The 17914-nt window shown below is 67.8% G+C and carries 14 protein-coding genes; 9 read left to right on the top strand and 5 right to left on the bottom strand.

Translation table 11 applies throughout. The features are described 5' to 3' along the window. Nucleotides 1-91 precede the first annotated feature (91 nt). The 3 genes from OXG83_06095 to OXG83_06085 are packed head-to-tail and all read left to right on the top strand — an operon-like array spanning nt 92 to nt 3900. Entirely contained in the window at nt 92-1498 is a 1407-nt protein-coding gene (locus tag OXG83_06095; protein MCY3964586.1) for an ammonium transporter, read from the top strand. 35 nt (nt 1499-1533) lie between these two features. After that, nucleotides 1534-2604, top strand: a complete 1071-nt coding sequence (locus OXG83_06090; GenBank protein ID MCY3964585.1) for an amidohydrolase family protein — start codon at nt 1534-1536, stop codon at nt 2602-2604. A gap of 33 nt (nt 2605-2637) precedes the next feature. Beyond that, nucleotides 2638-3900, top strand: a complete 1263-nt coding sequence (locus OXG83_06085; protein MCY3964584.1) for a CmcJ/NvfI family oxidoreductase — start codon at nt 2638-2640, stop codon at nt 3898-3900. Between the two features lie 18 nt (nt 3901-3918). On the opposite strand, the gene OXG83_06080 is transcribed toward OXG83_06085, so the two are convergent. Continuing rightward, on the bottom strand, nt 3919-5331 hold the full coding sequence (locus OXG83_06080; GenBank protein MCY3964583.1) for an alkaline phosphatase D family protein: 1413 nt from the start codon (nt 5329-5331) through the stop codon (nt 3919-3921). Nucleotides 5332-5369: 38 nt separating this feature from the next. Here OXG83_06080 and OXG83_06075 point away from each other — a divergent pair, with 38 nt between their 5' ends. After that, nucleotides 5370-6059, top strand: a complete 690-nt coding sequence (locus OXG83_06075) for a carbonic anhydrase family protein (protein ID MCY3964582.1) — start codon at nt 5370-5372, stop codon at nt 6057-6059. Nucleotides 6060-6072: 13 nt separating this feature from the next. On the opposite strand, the gene OXG83_06070 is transcribed toward OXG83_06075, so the two are convergent. Next, complete coding sequence (locus tag OXG83_06070) at nt 6073-7311, bottom strand: Tm-1-like ATP-binding domain-containing protein (protein MCY3964581.1); 1239 nt, start codon at nt 7309-7311, stop codon at nt 6073-6075. Nucleotides 7312-7397: 86 nt separating this feature from the next. On the opposite strand from OXG83_06070, the gene OXG83_06065 reads away from it, so the two are divergent. Next, entirely contained in the window at nt 7398-10328 is a 2931-nt protein-coding gene (locus OXG83_06065) for a HEAT repeat domain-containing protein (GenBank protein MCY3964580.1), read from the top strand. Here OXG83_06065 and OXG83_06060 read toward each other — a convergent pair. Beyond that, nucleotides 10325-11836, bottom strand: coding sequence for an arylsulfatase (locus OXG83_06060; protein ID MCY3964579.1), 1512 nt, complete (start codon nt 11834-11836; stop codon nt 10325-10327). The genes OXG83_06065 and OXG83_06060 overlap by 4 nt on opposite strands. Nucleotides 11837-11955: 119 nt before the next feature. Between OXG83_06060 and aroH the strand changes: the two genes are divergently transcribed. Then, nucleotides 11956-12402: a chorismate mutase gene (gene aroH, locus OXG83_06055; GenBank protein ID MCY3964578.1), complete on the top strand. Its 447-nt coding sequence runs from the start codon at nt 11956-11958 to the stop codon at nt 12400-12402. Here the strand turns inward: aroH and OXG83_06050 are convergent. After that, nucleotides 12367-14142: an arylsulfatase gene (locus OXG83_06050; protein MCY3964577.1), complete on the bottom strand. Its 1776-nt coding sequence runs from the start codon at nt 14140-14142 to the stop codon at nt 12367-12369. The genes aroH and OXG83_06050 overlap by 36 nt on opposite strands. A 105-nt stretch (nt 14143-14247) precedes the next feature. Between OXG83_06050 and OXG83_06045 the strand changes: the two genes are divergently transcribed. After that, nucleotides 14248-14904, top strand: coding sequence for a peroxiredoxin (locus tag OXG83_06045; protein MCY3964576.1), 657 nt, complete (start codon nt 14248-14250; stop codon nt 14902-14904). On the opposite strand, the gene OXG83_06040 is transcribed toward OXG83_06045, so the two are convergent. Then, nucleotides 14905-15216: a BolA family transcriptional regulator gene (locus tag OXG83_06040; protein ID MCY3964575.1), complete on the bottom strand. Its 312-nt coding sequence runs from the start codon at nt 15214-15216 to the stop codon at nt 14905-14907. It abuts the gene before it with no gap. Nucleotides 15217-15358: 142 nt separating this feature from the next. Between OXG83_06040 and OXG83_06035 the strand changes: the two genes are divergently transcribed. Together OXG83_06035 and OXG83_06030 are read left to right on the top strand one after the other, a co-directional pair. Continuing rightward, complete coding sequence (locus tag OXG83_06035) at nt 15359-16081, top strand: hypothetical protein (GenBank protein MCY3964574.1); 723 nt, start codon at nt 15359-15361, stop codon at nt 16079-16081. A gap of 55 nt (nt 16082-16136) precedes the next feature. Further along, a complete protein-coding gene (locus OXG83_06030; GenBank protein ID MCY3964573.1) occupies nt 16137-17912 on the top strand; it encodes a spondin domain-containing protein in 1776 nt (591 codons plus the stop codon). Nucleotides 17913-17914 lie beyond the last annotated feature (2 nt).

The raw sequence follows: 17914 nt of genomic DNA, 5'->3' as shown, positions 1-17914 counted from the left end.
GCTCATGTTCCGCGTGTGAGCTAGATCCGGCCGCGCTGTCCAGGTCCTCGAGAGAGGGGGCGGGCCATAACCAACAGCCGGAGGGGAAGACATGCAGCCCCAGTTGAAGCCACCTTCGTCACGACGGACCGTTCTCAAGGTGCTCCTCGCCGGCGCCGTGCTGCTGCTCGTCGCGACCGCGGCGGGTGCCCAGGTGTCCGGTGAAGCCACGTACGTCTTCAACACCTACGCGTTTCTGGTTTGGGGCGCGTTCATCATGTGGATGTGCGCCGGCTTCACGATGCTCGAGGCGGGCTCGGTCCGGACGAAGAACGCGTCCGTCATCTGCCTGAAGAACATCGGCCTCTACTCGATCGCCGGCATTGCCTACTACTTCATCGGCTACAACCTGATGTACGTCGATGTCAGCGGCTGGATCGGTTCGATCACGCCGCTGTTCGAGGCGTCCGCGGACGAGATGGCCTTCCTTGCCGGAGATGCCGACAAGGCGGCTGCCGTCATCGGAAGCGGCTACTCGGAGATGTCGAGCTGGTTCTTCCAGATGACGTTCGTGGCGACCACGGCCTCGATCGTGTCGGGAGCCCTCGCCGAGCGCGTCAAGCTCTGGTCCTTCCTAATCTTCACCGCCGTGCTGACCGCGGTTCTCTACCCGATCGTCGGCGCCTGGACCTGGGGCGGCGGCTGGCTGGCCGAGCGCGGCTTCCAGGACTTCGCCGGCTCGACGATCGTCCACTCGACCGGCGGATGGGCCGCCCTTGCGGGAATCATCATCGTCGGAGCCCGGCGTGGCAAGTTCCGCGCCGACGGCAGCGTCAAGGCAACGCCGCCATCCAACGTCCCGATCGTGACGCTCGGCGTCTTCATCCTCTGGATGGGGTGGTTCGGATTCAACGGTGGCTCGCAGCTCGCGCTCGGCGGCGCCAGCGACGCCACGGCGATGGGTAACCTGCTGATCAACACGAACCTCGGCGCGGCTGCCGGCGTCATCGCGGCCCTCGCTCTGTCACGGCCGTTGCTGGGCCGGGTCGACCTCCTGGCCGTGCTCAACGGCGCACTCGGCGGACTGGTCGGCGTGACCGCCGGTCCGGACCTGGTCGGTCACCACTGGGCGCTGCTGATCGGCGCCATCGGCGGCGTGGTCACGGTCGCCGGCATGAAGATGCTCGAGCGGATGAAGCTCGACGATGTCGTCGGCGCCGTTCCGGTCCACCTGTTTGCCGGCATCTGGGGCACCCTCGCCGTGTGCATCGCGGCCGGCGGCAGCTTCGTGCCGCAGGTCATCGGCATCGTCGTGATCGGCGTCTTTGTCTTCGGCGTTTCCCTGCTCCTCTGGTGGGTGCTCGAGAAGACGATCGGTGTCCGGGTTTCGCCGGAAGTCGAGGAACTCGGTCAGGACATGACCGAACTCGGCATCGAGTCCTATCCCGAGTTCATCCTGATGCCGGACGAGGACGACATGCAGGCGGCCAAGGCGGCGCAGGAGGGCGCGAGGAGCTGAGTCAGCCGCGAAGGCCGATGGTGTAGCTTCGTCGCGTGTTCACCAGTGCGGTCAGGCCGATGATGGCGGCGCCGCTGCTCGTCGCGGCGTGGCTGGGCACGGCGACAGCGGCCTGGGCGGCGGCGAACGAACCGAAGTTCCACGACGTCCACTTCCACCTCACGAACTACGTCCAGCGGGGCATCACGCTCAGCGAGTTCCTGGAGATCGCGGCGAAGGACGTGGGGCGCACTGCGGTCTTCGGCATCCCGTTGCAGCAGAAGTGGGACTACTTCGAGTCGGGCGACCGGGCGCCGGACTACTACCTGCACTCGGATTCGGCTCTCTACTACTACTCCTTCGTCGACGCGATCATCGCCGAGGAGTACCAGTTGCTACCGCCCGAGGACCAGGCGCGCTTCGACCCGATGATCACGGGCTTCAACCCGACGGACATGTACGCCGCGGATCACATCCGCCGTGTGCTCGAGCACTACCCCGGCGTCTTCTCGGGAATCGGGGAGTTCTCGATCCACAAGGAGTTCGTGACCTCGAAGATCCTCGGCCACACGGCCAGCCTGCGGAATCCGGCGCTGGACCGCGTTCTCGACTTCGCCGCCGAGGTAGGCCTCGTGGTCATCTTCCACAACGACATCGACGTCGTGCTGCCCACGGAGGCGCAGGAGCCCGTTCACCTGGAGCCCGTGCGGGAGTTCTTCCGGGCCCACTCCGACGCCACGATCATCTGGGCCCATACCGGGCTGGGACGGTTCGTGGCGCCCGCCGCGGACCATGTGGAACTACTCGACGCCCTGCTCTCCGACGAGGCGTTCTCCCATGTGCACTGCGACCTGTCCTGGGACGAGGTGGCCAAGTACATCGTGCGCGACGAAACCTCGCTTGATGCCTGGACCGCGCTGCTCGAACGCCATCCGGACCGCTTCCTGTTCGGGACGGATTCCGTTGCGCCTAGCGGCCGAGATGGGTACCTCAAGACATGGCGCGACTACGCGCCGCTCTGGGACCGGCTCAGCGAACCGACACTGCACGCGATCACGATCGGCAACTACGAGCGCATCTTCGACGAGGCGAACCGCAAGGTCCGGGCGTGGGAGGCCGGCCAGTAGACTGCCCGGCGAACTTCCACGGAGCAGACCACGATGAGCGTGAATCAGGTTTCGACGGCTACGGAGACAGCCACGCCGGCCTACGTGCCTCCCTTGCAACTCACGAAGGGGCAGCCGCCGCCCGTTGCCGCGAACGGAGGCCTGTCCTACATGTCGTTTGACCGGGACGGGGATGCGGGAACCGCCGCGGCGACGGAGGCCACCTTCAGGCAGGTCGCCGAGGGGCACGAGAAGGTGTTTGCTGACATGCTCGACAACGCTCCTGCCGGACCGATCGAGACGAAGTGGGGCCCGGGATTCCGTCGCTACGCGGAGTGCCTCGAGTACATTCGGGCGAACAACATCGAAGCCCCGGAAGGCGGCCTGGCGCTGCCGCTGCGCTACTCGGTCCGCGAGGAGCCTTCCTACTCCATCGTCTCGTCGAACGCCCTCTGGCGGGACCCGGCGCGACGGGCCGACGCGGAAGCGCTGCGCCGGTACGAACGGGACATCGCGCGCGGATGCCTCTACTTTCCGCACGTGATGCGCGACGCGCGTCGAATCGAGGAAATCTACCCGGGTCTCAGGCCCGACAGCGCCGAGTGCATGGACAGGCTTGGGCTCTCGCTGGGGCACTGCGAGTCCGAGTGCGAGAACTTCTACGACGCTGCGGAAGTGGAACGCGTGTTCTACCCGGAGATGGAGAGGCTCCTCCTGGAGTTCTTCCCGGATGCGACGGATGCGTTCGTGTACAACCACGACGTGTTCGACAAGGACTACCAGGGAGACCGGACCGAGGACCAGGACAACAAGAACCCCGGTGTGAACGCCAACTACGCCAACCTCGTGCACAACGACCTGAACGACAACAGCGGCCGGGTCCGCTGCCGCGAGCTGCTCACCAGGAACCTCCGGAACTTCGGCCGCGAGCAGCACTACACCGAAGAGCAGGCGGACGCGAAGATGTCGCGGCGCTTCATGTCGATCAATCTCGCCAAACCGATGGAGACCGTGCGCCAGAATCCGTTCGTGCTCTGTGCCTGGCCGTCCTTCGCCGACCAGCCGTACATCACGAACTACCGCATCTACGATGACCGCGTGGGTGAGACCACCCGCTTCACCTACCGCCCGCACCACGAGTGGTACTGGTTTCCCCAGCAGACGTCCACCGAGGTCTCGATGCTCAAGTGCTACGACTCGGTCACCGACGGCTCCGTCTCGCGCTGGTCCTTCCACACCGCCTGCATCGACCCGACCGCGCCCAAGGATGCTCCCTGCCGTAGGAACGTCGTCGTCCGCTCCTTCGTGTTCTTCTAGTCCTCCCGGAGGCGGCGTCTACTTCGGCTGCAACTCGGACAGCCGCAGTGTCCGGCGCAGCAGGCCCCGGTTCGCCACGTTCCGGACCTCGACGTGGACCTCGGGGTCGGCGGCGGTCCAGTCGACCTCGATGTAGCCGAAGCTCGGCTCGCGCGTGGCCTGGCCGACACGGTGCCGGTTCGGACCGATCCCGGCCGTGCTCCGCCGGTTCAGCGGACCGGCGGTGAAGTCCCACAGCGGATAGGGCGCCTCTCCGTCGAGGCGCGAGATGTCGGCCCAGGGGGTGTCGCCGCTCAGCAGCAGAACGCCGGTCGCGCCGGTGTCCCGGATCAGGTCGATCAGCCGCTGGCGCTCGGTCGGCATGTTCGCCCAACTCTCCCGGCCGGTGAACTCCATGACGAAGGGGATGCTGGTGACGATCAGACGCAGGTCGGCCGACTGGCGAAGCTGTTCGTCGAGCCAACGCCACTGCTCCTCGCTCAGCATCCGGGCGCGCTCGTGATCGTTCGGCAGGTAGGGGCCCATGCCCAGCAGTTCCCGCCTCCGCGCCTCCTCAGAAGATACCTGCCAGAGCGGTCCGCGCCCGTATCGGGTATCCAGCAGGATGACCTGGAGACGCCGTCCCGGCGGTCCGAAACGCTGGGACGTGTAGACCCCCTGCTGTATCCGTCGCGGCGATCCGGACGGTTCGTTCCAGAAGTCCAGGAACACCTGCTGCGACTCGGCCCGCTTGTCGAACTCGGCGCCGCCGTCCTCGCGGCCGAAGTCCAGATCGTTCCATGTAGCCATGAAGCGGCTCTGCCGGCGCAGTTCGGCGAACCCCGGCTTAACGGTCAGCTTGTCGTACTGCCGCCGGAGTTGGACCATGTCTTCCGTCTCGGCGAGAACGCTGTTGCCCAGCATCAGCATGAGTTGGGGGCGCAGCGCCAGCACGGTGTCCCAGACCGGTTGCGCCCGGTCCTGATCGGCGCCGGCACCGAAGGCGATGCGGCTCACGACTTCCCGGGTCCGGGTGTCCGCGGCACGGCGTCGGCGATGGAGCGACCAGACGTAGGCCGCCAGGGCGTCGACATCGACCTCGTCGAGGTCCATTCCGCCCAGGGGCCACATCTCGTACTTGCCGCCGAAGCGGCGGCCGGCGCCGTGGCGAAAGCCGGTCTCGATCGCCCTGCGAACGGCAGTCAGCGAGCCGTCGCCGTGAAGCCACTCGTCGTCGGTCAGGTCCGGCCCCCGACGGTTCCCCTGGCCTTCCCAGTGGTGACACACCGGGCAGGTGCCGCCACGGTAGATCACCGCGCCCCGTTCAACCGCCTCCGGGTCGGCGGCGGCCCCGCCGGCAGGCGCCGCCACTGGAGCGAGGACGACCGAGACGACCCCGAGATGAAGAGCCCATCGCCGGCGGCGGCGCACGCTGAACCGGACGGTCGGCATGCGCGGAATGTACCGCACGGGTGTATCGTTCCGCGCCGATGTGTGAACATGCCGACGGATCTGAGTGGGGCTACGAGCCGCACAACGGCCCCGCTGTCTGGGGCCGTCTCGACCCTGCGTACGAAACGTGTTCGCTGGGCGGTGAGCAGTCTCCGATCGATCTGAACGGTGCTCGTAACGCGCGGGTCGATCCGGTCGAGTTCGAGTACCGGTCTTCCCGGTCGACGGTCGAAAACACGGGGCATTCGATCCAGGTGAACCCGGAACCCGGTAGCGGCGTGGTTGTCGGGGGCGTGCGGTTCGAGTTGGAGCAGTTCCATTTCCACCACGGCGCCGAGCACACGATCGAGGGCGTCCGTCTGCCGCTCGAGCTGCACTTCGTGCACCGGAGCGCAGGCGGTTCCCTGGTGGTCGTCGGAGTCCTGTTCCGTGAGGGGCCCGCGAACCGGCCGCTGGTGCCGGTGTGGTCATGCCTTCCGGTCTCTGCCGGGGCGCCGCGTCCCGTTCCGGACGCGGTCGATCTGCGGGCCCTGCTGCCGAAGCACCGGACCTCCTGGCGGTACCGTGGGTCGCTGACCACCCCGCCTTGTACGGAAGGCGTGGCCTGGATCGTCCTGACGGAACCGCTCACGTTGTCGGCCGGGCAGATCGATGCCTTCGCGGCGATCTTCCCGAACAACTACCGGCCGGTGCAGCCGCTCGGCGAGCGCGTTCTCATGCGCGGATGAGGGATGAGGTCCGTCAGTTCGCGTCCCGCACCAGCCGCAGCATGGCGTCGCTGACGGCGTAGGAGAAGCGCGGGTCGTTGATGTTCGCGTCGACCTCGGTGACCGGCACTGCCCGCCGCAGGTTCTCGCGCAGGGCATGGAACAGCGCGTCGTCGGCCGCCGGATCATGGAACGGTCCGCCGGGCGCGGAGAGCGTGGAGACGCCGCCAAGCGGCAAGTAGACCTCGACCGGGCCGGTGGAGGCATTCAGCTTGGAGGCGAGGACCTGACCGAGCTCCGCGCACTCCTCCCGGGACGTGCGCATCAGGGTCATGTTGTCACTCAGGTGGTGAAAGGTGCGACCCTCGAACTCGCTGGGAACGGTGTCCCGGGCGAAGAAGCTGACCATGTCGAGGCAGCCGGGTACGACGATGGCGGGTGTACCGCTCGTGGCCGCGGCCTCCAGCCGGGAGGGACCCGCGGTGCGTACGCCGCCAACCAACTCGTCCGCGCACTCCGTGGTCGTCAGGTCGAGTACGCCGCGCACGAAGCCGGCTTCAATCAGGCTCTCCATGGTGCGGCCGCCGGCGCCCGTGGCCTGGAAGACGAGGACCTCGAGACCCTCGGTCTCGAGTTGGCGCCGGCAGGCATCCACGCAGGGGGTTGCGCTCCTGAACGTGGAAGCGGCAATCAGAGGACGATCGTCCCCGCCCTCGATCTCGACGCGGGCCATGGCGCAGACCGCGGCGGCGGTGCGACTCAGAATCTGCCGGCTGATCCGGTTGATACCGTCAAGATCGACGATCGAGGGCACCATGACGATGTCCTTGAAGCCGACGTAACCCGAGGCGTCTCCGCCGGCCATCGTCGACACCATGACCTTGGGTACGCCGAGAGGCAGGGCACGCATCGCCGTTGTCGCCATCGCGGTGCCGGCCCGGCCGCCCAGGCCGACGATTGCGTCGAAGCTCCCGCGCCGGTAGCTGCGGCGGACAACCTCCTCGGCACCGGCGGACATCGTGGCGATCGCGCGCCTGCGGTCGGCCGCCCGGGCCAGTTGCTCGACCTTCTCGCCGCCGGCGCAGGCGACTTCACGGCGGCTCACGTCGGGCAGCCGGCTTCCGTCGAGGGCGGGCTCGCCGAGCACGCCGAGGTCGATGACGAACGCGCGGCAGCCCCAGTCGCGCACGATGCGATCCACCAGATAGGAGGCTTCGCCTCCCTTCGTGTCGAGGGTGGCCAGCACCGCGATCGTGCAGGGCGTCTGGGGCACAGCAGCCTGATCCTACGGAGGGGAGGCGTCCGAAGACAAGATCCGGCCGTATAGGATCGGCGACCGGTCGGGCCGCGAGGACTCTCTTGATAAAGGACGCCTTCTCCCAGATTCTCGGCCTGGCTCTTGCTCTCGGGCTCGGCGCCGGGGCGAACGCCCAGGAGTTGATGCCGGATCACGATGCCTCGCGCCGGGAGCGGCTCGACTACAACGGCGGGCGTTTCCGTACCGGTGATGGTTTCCGGGTCGAGGCGGCAGCCGAGCCGGGGCTGTTCGGTTCCGTCGTCAACATGACCTTCGACGCCGAGGGCCGAGCCCTCCTGGCGCTCGAAGGCGACGGACTGGCCGTGCTCGAAGACGCCGACGGCGACGGCGTCTTCGACCGCAGGATTGACATCGCGCCCCAGGTCGAGACAGCCCACGGCCTGTACGTCATGGGGCCCGGCGATCTGCTCGTCCATGCGAACGGTGACGGCCGCCTCGCCGAGGCCGCCGGCGTCGAGGGTGAGGTGCGGTCCAACGGGTCGGTCGAGGACACCGGGCTGTACCGGCTCCGGGACACCGACGGCGACGACAGGGTCGACGCGGTGGAACGGATCGCCCGCGCGACGGGTCGGATCCAGGAACACGGCCCGCACACGATCGCCCGGGGCCCGGACGGCGCGCTCTACCTGCTGTACGGCAACTACTCCGAACCCGACGTTCGGCTGGCCCCGTCGTCGGCCCTGCGCGACCTCGAGGAGGATCAGCTCCTGCCGCGCATCCTCGATCCCCGGGGCCACGCGAACAGTCTGCGAGCGCCGGGCGGCACGCTCTACCGCCTCGATCTGGCGGCGAACGTCTGGGAGCGACTTTCCGGCGGTCTGCGCAACCCGTTCGATCTGGCGATCGGGGCGGCCGGCGAGGTGTTCGCCTACGAGGCGGACATGGAGTGGGACCGCGGCCTGCCGTGGTTCCGCCCGACCCGCGTCGTTCACCTGATCCCGGCCGGAGACTATGGCTGGCGCACGGGTTCCGGGAAGTTTGCGTTCTACGAGATCGACACCCTGCCCGGGGTGGTCGACATCGGCCGCGGATCGCCGGTGGGCGTCGTCTTCTACTACCACGATGCCTACCCCGAGCGGTATCGGGGCGGCTACTTCATGGGCGACTGGTCGCGGGGCCGTATCCGGGTTCTGTTCCCCGAGCGATCCGGCGCCACCTGGACCGGCGAGGCCCACGACTTCGTGCTCGGCGAGCCGCTCAACGTGACCGACCTGGATGTCGGCCCCGACGGCTGGCTCTACTTCGCCACCGGTGGCCGCGGCACGTCGGGCGGGTTGTACCGCGTGACCTACGACCAGCCGGGCCAGCCTCCGGAGGCGACGGGCGCGCTGCGCGCCGTGCGGCAGCCGATGCCGCGGTCCGGGTGGGGCAGGGAGGCGATCCTGCGCGCCCGCGCCGAGGTCGGCGATGCATGGACCTCGGAGCTGTGGCGGATCGTCCGCGATCCGGCCAGCGAAGCGCTCGACCGCCAGCGGGCGCTGGAACTGCTCCAGGTCCACGGTCCGAAGCCGACCCTCGACCAGACGTCTGCCCTGCTTTCGAGTGATGAGCCCATGGTGCGTGCGGCGGCGGCGTCGCTTCTGGGTTCCTACACCTTGCCGCAGGTGCAGGAACCGCTTCGCGGCGCGCTCGCGGACCCGGATCCACTTGTGGCGCGCCGCGCGGCCGAGTCGCTGGCCCGGTCCGGGCTGCATCCGCGCGTCAGGGGACTCGAGGCCGCAACCTCGGAGGCTCTCTACGACCTGCTGGATCACGAGGACCGGTTCCTTCGCTATGCCGCGCGCGAGGCGATCCTGCGGGTCCCGCACGGCTACTGGTTCGACCAGGCGTTCATGGCTTCTCCCCAGCAACGTCCGCGCGGTTTCTTCGAGGCGTTGCTGGCGACGATCTACCGCCAGGAGCACAAGCTGGAGTACAACTTCCTTACGGGCAAGCTGACTCAGGCGGTCCGGGCTGATCTGGACGCGGAGGGAGAGCTCGACTTCCTGCGCATGCTGGAGCTCTTCTTCATTCGCGATGAGGATCCGGACGCGCCCGGGCGCGCCGACGCCAGATCAGGCCTGGGACCGGCGCTGCTCGCGCGTTACCCGCATGCGGATGACCGCGTGAACCGTCAGCTCGAGCGGCTGCTGGCCTTCCTGCAGCCGGACGGCGCGCTGGCGAAGATGGCTGGGCGTCTGGATGAGGAGCGACCACCAGAAGAGCAGATTCACACCGCCTACTGCATCCGTGCGATGGATCGGGGCTGGACCCCGGAACTGCGCGACCGGGTCGTGTCGTGGTTCGACGACGCCCGCGGCTTCCGGGGCGCCGCCAGCATGGCGGGGTACATCGATGCGATCTGGCAGGGCGTCCTGGCGCACTTTCCGGCCGAAGAGCGGACCGCCGCCGAGGAGCGGCTGGACCGGCAGCGGTCCGAGCGGGCGCGCCGCGCAGCCGAACTGATCACCGATGTCGACGGTGACCGGCCGGGCCGGAGCGACCTCGCTCAGATGAGCTTCGAGGAACTCGCCGAGTATCTGGAGTACGACGTGATGGCCTACGAACGGTACAGCCCGGAGCAGGGCGAGCGGGTCTTCCACCGCGCCCGGTGCTCGGCCTGCCATGTGTTCGGCGACATTGGCCGAGGGGGTGGACCGGATCTGTCGACGGTGGTCAGGCGATTCCGTCGCCGCGAGATCCTGGAGTCGATCATGTACCCCTCCCGGGTGATCTCGGACCAGTACCAGGCGGTCGATGTCGAGCTCGATGACGGCAGTTTCCACAGCGGCATGGTCGTCGAAGACGGCGAGACGGGGTTGACCCTGATCGACGCAGGGGGCAACCGGCTCGATCTGGACCGTTCAAGCATTCGCAGCCGGGAGCCGTCGGCCCTGTCGATCATGCCGGAGGGCCTGCTCGACGCGATGACCCTCAGCGACCTGGCGAGCCTGATGCGGTTCCTGGACCAGCCGGCGGAGGGCGAGCCCTAGCGAGAGGGCGTCGCCAGGGGCCCGGCGTCGTCGCCGCGGATCGCGTCGAGTTCGTTTGTCAGCCGGCCGACGAGGTCGGGACGCTCCAGGTAGAGGTCCTCGGTTTCGGCCGGGTCGGCGGTCAGTTCGTAGAGCTGGCCGGCGGCGCCCCCGGGGTCCGGGGCGAGCTGGCGGGGTTCGGTGAAGCCTCCGGAGCCGAGTCCCTCGATCAGCTTCCACCTCCGCGGCGTGCCGTCGTCGTCGACCTCGTCGAAGCGGAGGGCGAACATGCCGCGAGCGCTGTGGTGGATCAGGGAATCGCGGGGCGCTCGTGCGTCCGCGTCGCCCCGGAGCACAGGCCACAGGTCGACACTGTCCTCGGCGCTGCCCGCGGGCAGTTCGCGGCCCAGGAGAGAGGCCACGGTACGGAAGATGTCGAGCAGACCAGCGAGTTCCGAGCGGACCGAACCGGCGGGGATGTGGCCGGGCCAGCGCGCGACGAAGGGAACACGATGACCGCCCTCGTGGATGTCGGCCTTCTGGCCGCGCAGCGCACCGTTGGCGCGGTGCCCGGTTTCTTCGATGTCGCCTGAGAGCCAGTGGGCGCCGTTGTCGCTCGTGAACAGAACCAGGGTGTCTTCGGCGAGGTTCACAGCGTCGAGATCGGCGAGCAGCCGGCCGACGCCGGCGTCGACCTGGGCCACGAAGTCGCCGTAGACACCGGCTCCGCTTGAGCCCTCGAACTCGGGGAGCGGCATCCACGGAGTATGAGGCGAGGGCAGGGGCAGGTACAGGAAGAACGGGCGTCCATCGTCGCCGGCCGCTCGTTGCCTGATGTAGCTGCTCGCTCGCTCGAAGAGCGTCGGCGTCACCTGCAGGAATTCGAAGCCCGGGGCGATCTGGCCGGCGCGCCAGAAACCGCCTCCACCGCGACGCCTCATGTCGCTGGCCTCGACCGTTCCGGTGGCGGCCTCGACGACGCCGTCGTCCTCGATGTACAGATAGGGCTCCATGTCAAGGGATGCCGGAATGCCGAAGTAGTGATCGAAGCCGACCGTCAGCGGACCCGGCCGAAGCGGTGCGCCGTAGTCGGTGCGTCCGGGTTCGTCGTCGTCGGGGTCCGCGTCGGCGCCGAGGCCCAGGTGCCACTTGCCGATACCGGCCGTCGCGTACCCGTTCGTCTGCAGGAAGGCAGGAAGCGTTTGCCGTCCCGGTTCGATCAGTGCCGTCGAGCGGCCGCCCAGAACACTGCTCTTGAGTCGGGAACGCCACGCATAGCGGCCGGTAAGAAGCGCGTACCGGGTCGGTGTGCAGACCGCGGATGGACTGTGGGCGTCGGTCAGCCGCATGCCCTCGGAGGCCAGGCGGTCCAGGTTTAGGGTCGGTATGCGGGAGTCCGGGTTGTAGGCGCCGAGGTCGCCGTAGCCTAGGTCGTCGGCGAGGATGAGAAGGATGTTCGGACCCGCTCGCGGCGTCGGTTCGCTCGACTCGGGCGGCGAGCAGGCGGCGAGAAGCGTCGCCGCGACCACGAAGCAGACGGCGCCGCCGCGCGGGTTCGCGGGCCGAGGCGCCGGCTCGTGGCAGCAGGATCGTTGGTACAGTTCGCCGCTTCCCTTCCGACGGGATCGTAACCGCTGACGTCGCTTTCATGCCTCGCAAGCCGCAGTCCAGTTCCTGGCGCCGCAAGCACCTCCTGTGCCGCGGCGTCCGCGGCGCGACCACGGTTCCGGACTCCAGCCGCGAGCAGATCCTCACCTCCACCGCGGAACTGCTGGAGCGGATGGTCCAGGCGAATGGAATCGAACAGGAGGATGTCGCGAGCGCGGTTTTCACGACGACGCCCGACCTGACAGCCGAGTACCCGGCGCTCGCCGCGCGCTTGATGGGCTGGCGCGACGTGGCGCTGCTGTGCGGTCACGAAATGGCGGTGCCGGGCGGCCTGGATCGCTGTGTGCGCATCCTGCTGCACTGGAACACGATGCGGTCCGCTTCCGAGATCGAGCATGTCTACATCCACGGTGCGGCGAATCTGCGGCCGGATCGTAGCGAGCTCGAAGAGCTACGCCGGCAGCTTGAGGCGGCGGAGCGTAAGTAGCCGGAACTCCATGACCTGGCGACCGGGGATCTCCAGGGCGCGGAGAGTGAGCGTGCCGCGACCGGGTTCGAGTTCAATCTCGCCCAGAACCTTCGGCCGGAAGTCCTTCACATAGGACTCGATGCGCAGCACCCGGTCGTCGTCCATGCCGACGAGCGGCGGGGCGTGCGCTTCGTTGATCCGGCCGGTCAGTGCGTGCTCGCCGAGCCCGAGTTCAATGACGGCACCCGTGTCGGCTTCGGCGCAGGTGTAGTAGAGGACGGCCTCGAAGCGGCCACCGGAGAGGACCTCAACGTCCCACGTGATCGCGTCCTCAGGGCTTGTCCAGTTGGTGAAGTAGGAGTCGTTCGGGTGGCGGCTGGACCGTTCGATACCGCCTCGGGCGACGCCGTCGCGTGCTGGCAGATGCGTGTACTCGTGTGCGGGTTGGCCGATCGGAAACGGCCGTGTGTCGGTTTCGGGGAGTTCGGGAGTTACCCGCTCGATCCAGGTGTCGCGGGTAGCGGTGAGCCTTGCTGCCACGTCCGGTTGTTCGACGGCGATGTCGTTTCGTTGCCCCGGGTCGGCCGCCATGTCGAACAACTGCCCTTGATGATCGAGTCGGTACCGCTGGCTACGGATGCTGGTGCGGCCGCGCCAGTGGTTCACCAGATGGCGGTCGGGCCATCCGCCGGCCGCCGTAGATCCGGGCTCGAGCAGCGGTTTCAGGCTGAGGCCGTCGATGGTGTGGGCGGTGGTGTACGGGATGCCGGCGAGTTCGGCCAGAGTCGGCAGCAGGTCGATCGCTCCGGCGATCCGGTCGACGGTCGTGCCGGTTTTGATGGCACCTGGCCAGCGGACGAAGAAGGGGGACCGGACGCCGCCTTCATCGGTTGAACCCTTGCGCCCCTTCATGCCGCCGTTCCAGCGCCAACCGTTGGGTCCGTTGTCGGTCAGGTAGATGACGATCGTGTCGTTCTCCAAGTCGAGTTCAGCGAGCCGCGCTGTCATCCGCCCGACGTTCCAGTCGATGTTCTCGACCATTGCCAGGGCGGCCCGGGTGTGATCCGGCTGCTCCCTCTCGGGATCGCGGTGGCGCTGGACGATCGGGTCGGCCGCCAGCCGGGTCCACCAGCGGTCGGGAACCTGCATCGGGCTGTGGGGCGTGTTGTAGGCGATCCAGACGAAGAAGGGCTCGGTTTGATGGTCCTCGATGAACCGGATGGCGTGGTCCGTGAAGTCGTCGGTGACATAGCCGTTGCCCCTGACGACGCGGCCGTTGTGGTCCAGGGGTGGGTCGAAGTAGTGCCCCCAATGGCCCGACGTGAAGCCGTAGAACTCGTCGAATCCGCGCGCGTTGGGGTGATAGGGCGGCTGCGTTCCGTTGTGCCACTTGCCGAAGGCGGCGGTAGCGTAGCCCGCGTCGCGGAAGACCTCTGCGACCGTCGTCTCGTCGAGGTCCATCCGTTCGCCGCCTCTGGAGGTCGCGTGGACGCCGGACCGGACGTGGTAGCGGCCGGTCAGCAGCTCGGCGCGCGTCGGCGAGCAGACCGGGCTGACGAAGAAGTGATGGAAGGCCGCGCCGTCCTGAGCCAGCGCATCGATACTCGGCGTTCGGACGTTCGTGTTGCCGTGGATGCTGAGGTCGCCCCAGCCCTGGTCGTCGGCGAGGAAGAGGACGACATTCGGGCGGGGGGCCGGCTCCGGCGCCGCGCACGCGGCCGCGACGATGGCCGTTAGCAGGATGGCCGCTTTCCGCACTCTCTCGTTCTATCCCAGCCGGCGCTAAACGTGACTAGAATGATCACCTTTCTCGGCGCTCCAGGCTACGCGCTCCGCCTAGACCCCGATTTGACCGGAGGAACCATGTCACTGCGAATCAACGACGAAGCTCCTAACTTCACCGCCCAGACGACGGAGGGAGAGATCGACTTCCACGAGTGGATCGGCGACAGCTGGTGCGTTCTGTTCTCCCATCCCAAGGACTTCACGCCAGTGTGCACGACCGAGCTGGGGACCGTGGCCGGTCTCAAGGGCGAGTTCGACCGGCGCAACTGCAAGGTGATCGGCATCAGCGTCGACGGCGTCTCGGATCACGCGGCCTGGTCGAAGGACATCGAGACGTCGCAAGGCCACGCGGTGAACTACCCGCTGATCGGCGACCCAACGCTCGACATCGTGAAGCGTTACGACATGCTGCCCGCCGACGCCGGCGACACGTCCGAGGGCCGCACGCCGATGGACAACGCGACCGCCCGATCGGTCTTCGTCATCGGACCGGACAAGCGGATCAAGGCGACCCTGACCTATCCGATGAGCACGGGCCGCAACTTCGCCGAGATTCTGCGCCTGGTGGACTCCGTGCAGTTGACGGCGCAGGAGCAGGTCGCTACACCGGCGAACTGGGAGCACGGCGACGACGTGATCATCCTGCCGGCGGTGTCGGACGAGGCGGCGCGGGCCAAGTACCCGCAAGGCTGGCAGCAGCCCCTGCCGTACATCCGGGTCGTCCCGCAGCCGTAGTCAGTCAGCGGGCGAGTCGAACCGGGAGCCGCCGCGGCAGTCGGGCGACAGGCTCCGCTGTTCGTCCCGGGCCTGCCATTCGGCTGGCGTCAGCGCGTCGATCGCCAACGCGTGCACCGGGCCCGCCAACTCGTCGGCCAGGGCACCGTGGACCATCCGGTGCCGGCGAAGTCGGGTTTCGCCTTCGAACCGGCTGCTGACGACCACGACCCGGAAGTGGGTTTCCGCCTTCGGCGGGACGTTGTGCATGCGGCTCTCGTTGAGAACCTCCAGCACTTCGGGGCGGGTCGCCGCTTCGATCTTGGCACGCATCGTCCGCTCGAGCGGCGTGCCCCGCACGACTGCCTTCCCGGAGGCGTTGTTGGTGGCCAGGGGACGGCCGATACCGGTCATGAGCGAAGCATAGCGCCGGCAACGGCCCGGGGCGGCCGACGGCGTGCTACGGTGCCCGGCGATGGCTGCCGAGCGCCGTTCACCCTGGCTCTACGCGCTCTTCGGTTGTCTGGGGCTCGTCGCGGTGATCGTCGTGGTGATCGGCGCGCTCACGTTCGTCGGGGTTCGCACCGCCCGGAACATCGCGGCGGACAACGAAGATCCGGAACGGCGAGGGCAACGGGCGCTCGAGATCCTGGGCGCCGACGAAGCGCCGGGAGGGTTCCACGCCGTGGCCGTGGTCTCCGTTCCCTTCGTGATCGACATGGCGATTCTCTCCGACGTCGCTCCCGGCGCTGAACCCTGGGCCGGTGAGTTTGGCGAGCGGGGTTTCTACTACGTCCAGGCCCTGTGGGGGGGCGACGACCTCAGGGCATTCTTCGACGGGGAGACGTCCGAGGCCGAGACGCTGCGGGACATGGGGCTGGAACTCGATCTCGGGGAGCATCTCGGGCGCGGCGATCTGGACCGCGAGGATGTCGCTGCGCGGTGGGCGACGTTTCGGGGAAGCACGATGTTCGGTCCGGGGGAACAGATCGGGGAACTCGTGACGTTGATTGAGTTCGACTGCCCGCAGGACGAGCGGATGCGGATGGGTATCTGGTTCGGTCCCGCAGTGGAGACCGGGGGAACGGATGAGACGCAGGGACGAGACGCGGCCGCCTCGGTTTCTGGGAGCGACGCGATCGCGGCCTTCCTCGAGCCGATCCATCCCTGCGGCTCCACGGCTGCCGATGGCGCTTGAGGGAGAGGCTGGCCCATTCCGAAAGCCGGTTCGCCTGCGGCGTCTTCGTCTTGCCGTGGCCGCGAGTCTCTGGTGCTGCTGGTTCACGCTGCCTCTGGCGGCACAGTCGTCCGAGGGCGACTCCGCCAGGTATCGCCTGACGTTCGAGGGCACCTGGACCCTCGCCGCAACGCCGGGAGGCGTGCACCGCAACGCGCACTTCTCTCCGCTGGTCGGCGCCGTCCACAGCGACCAGGTGAGCTTCTGGCGCCCGGGCGGCACAGCTACCCCCGAACTCGAACGGGTTGCGGAACTCGGAATTCAGGACCGGCTAGCGGCGTTGATGGGCCGCAGTCCCCATGTGCTTGCCGTGTTCGAAAAGGAGCCGGCCCGAGGCGGCACGGCGCGGACGACGATCGAGTTCGAAGCCACCAGGGACGATCCCCTGGTCACTCTGGTCACGATGATCGCGCCCAGCCCGGACTGGTTCGTGGGCGTTTCGGGTCTGTCGCTGCTCGACGGTCAGGGAAGGTGGTTGACGAGCCGCAACGTCGACCTGTTTCCCTACGACGCGGGTACCGAGGAGGGCGAGGATTTCTCCCTCGATAATCCGGCGACCGTGCCGCGGGGAACGATCACGAGGATCCGGGGCATGGGGCCGTTCACCGATGCGCCGATGGCGAAGCTGACCTTCGAACTTCTGGAAGCCGACGACGCGGCGGAGTTCGAGGGAGCCGTAGCGGCGGAACCGGTGGGCGATGACGCCGTCATCGTGTCCTGGATGGGGGAGTGGGCCGAACCGGAAAGAGGAGCGCTCGACATCGAGGCGCGCGGCCAGAAGATGGGTTGGACTCTGCTCCGCACGGCCAATGCGTCGGACGGGATGGCGAAGATCGATGGACTCGACGTCGGGGCGCCATACACCTTTCGGCTGCGCGCGGACACGGTCGGAGGGGGAGCTGCGTACTCGGAGGAGGTCAGCGCGACGACCGGCGACGTCCGCGGCGCCTGTCGCACGGACGAGAGCTTCCTCTGCCTGCGTGAAGGTCTTTTTGAGGTCCAGGTGCACTGGAAGAACAACACCGTGGTGGGCGACTACGGATCGGGCCGCACCGTGCCGGTCGAGGCGTTGGACGAGTCCGGACTGTTCTGGTTCTTCGATCCCGCCAACATCGAACTCGTCGTCAAGGTTCTTGACGGAGGGGCGTTGAACGGCAACTACTGGGTGTTCTTCGGCGCGCTCTCCGATGTCGAATACTGGATCACGGTGCGGGACGTGGCCGGCGACGGAAGGCGCACCTACCACAACCCGCAGGAGCGAATCTGCGGACAGAACGATACGGCGGCATTCCCACAGAGTGAGGCCGCCGCTGTCGTCGCGTCGGGCGCGAACCGCGCGGTGGGACGTCCCGGCATCGACCTCCTTCGGCTCGCGGCGCAGTCCTTCGGGGAGGCCCGGCTCACGCGGCCGGCTCATGGTGGCGGCCACTGCGAACCGGGCCCCCACCGTCTCTGCGTCCTCGACAATCGCTTCGAACTGGAGGTTCGCTTCGTCGATCCCAACGCTTCGAATCCGGAAGGGGATCCGGGGAAGGCGGCGACGGTTCTGCCGTCGCTCACCACCGGAGCGACCGGCTTCTTCTGGTTCTTCAACGAGGCCAACATCGAGTTGGCGGCCAAGGTGCTCGACGGCCGGGCCCTCAACGGACGCTTCTGGCTGCTCTACGGGGGGGTCTCAGACGTCGAGTACACGCTGACGGTCACGGACACGGTCACCGGCCTTTCGGAGAGCTACCACAATGAGCAGGGAAGCATCTGCGGAGGCGTCGACACGGACGCCTTTTCACCATAGCG

Source organism: Acidobacteriota bacterium, from assembly GCA_026707545.1.
Taxonomy (GTDB): domain Bacteria; phylum Acidobacteriota; class Thermoanaerobaculia; order Multivoradales; family Multivoraceae; genus Multivorans.
The sequence above is the reverse complement of the archived record's forward strand: the minus strand, read 5'-3'. Positions and strand labels throughout refer to the sequence as shown.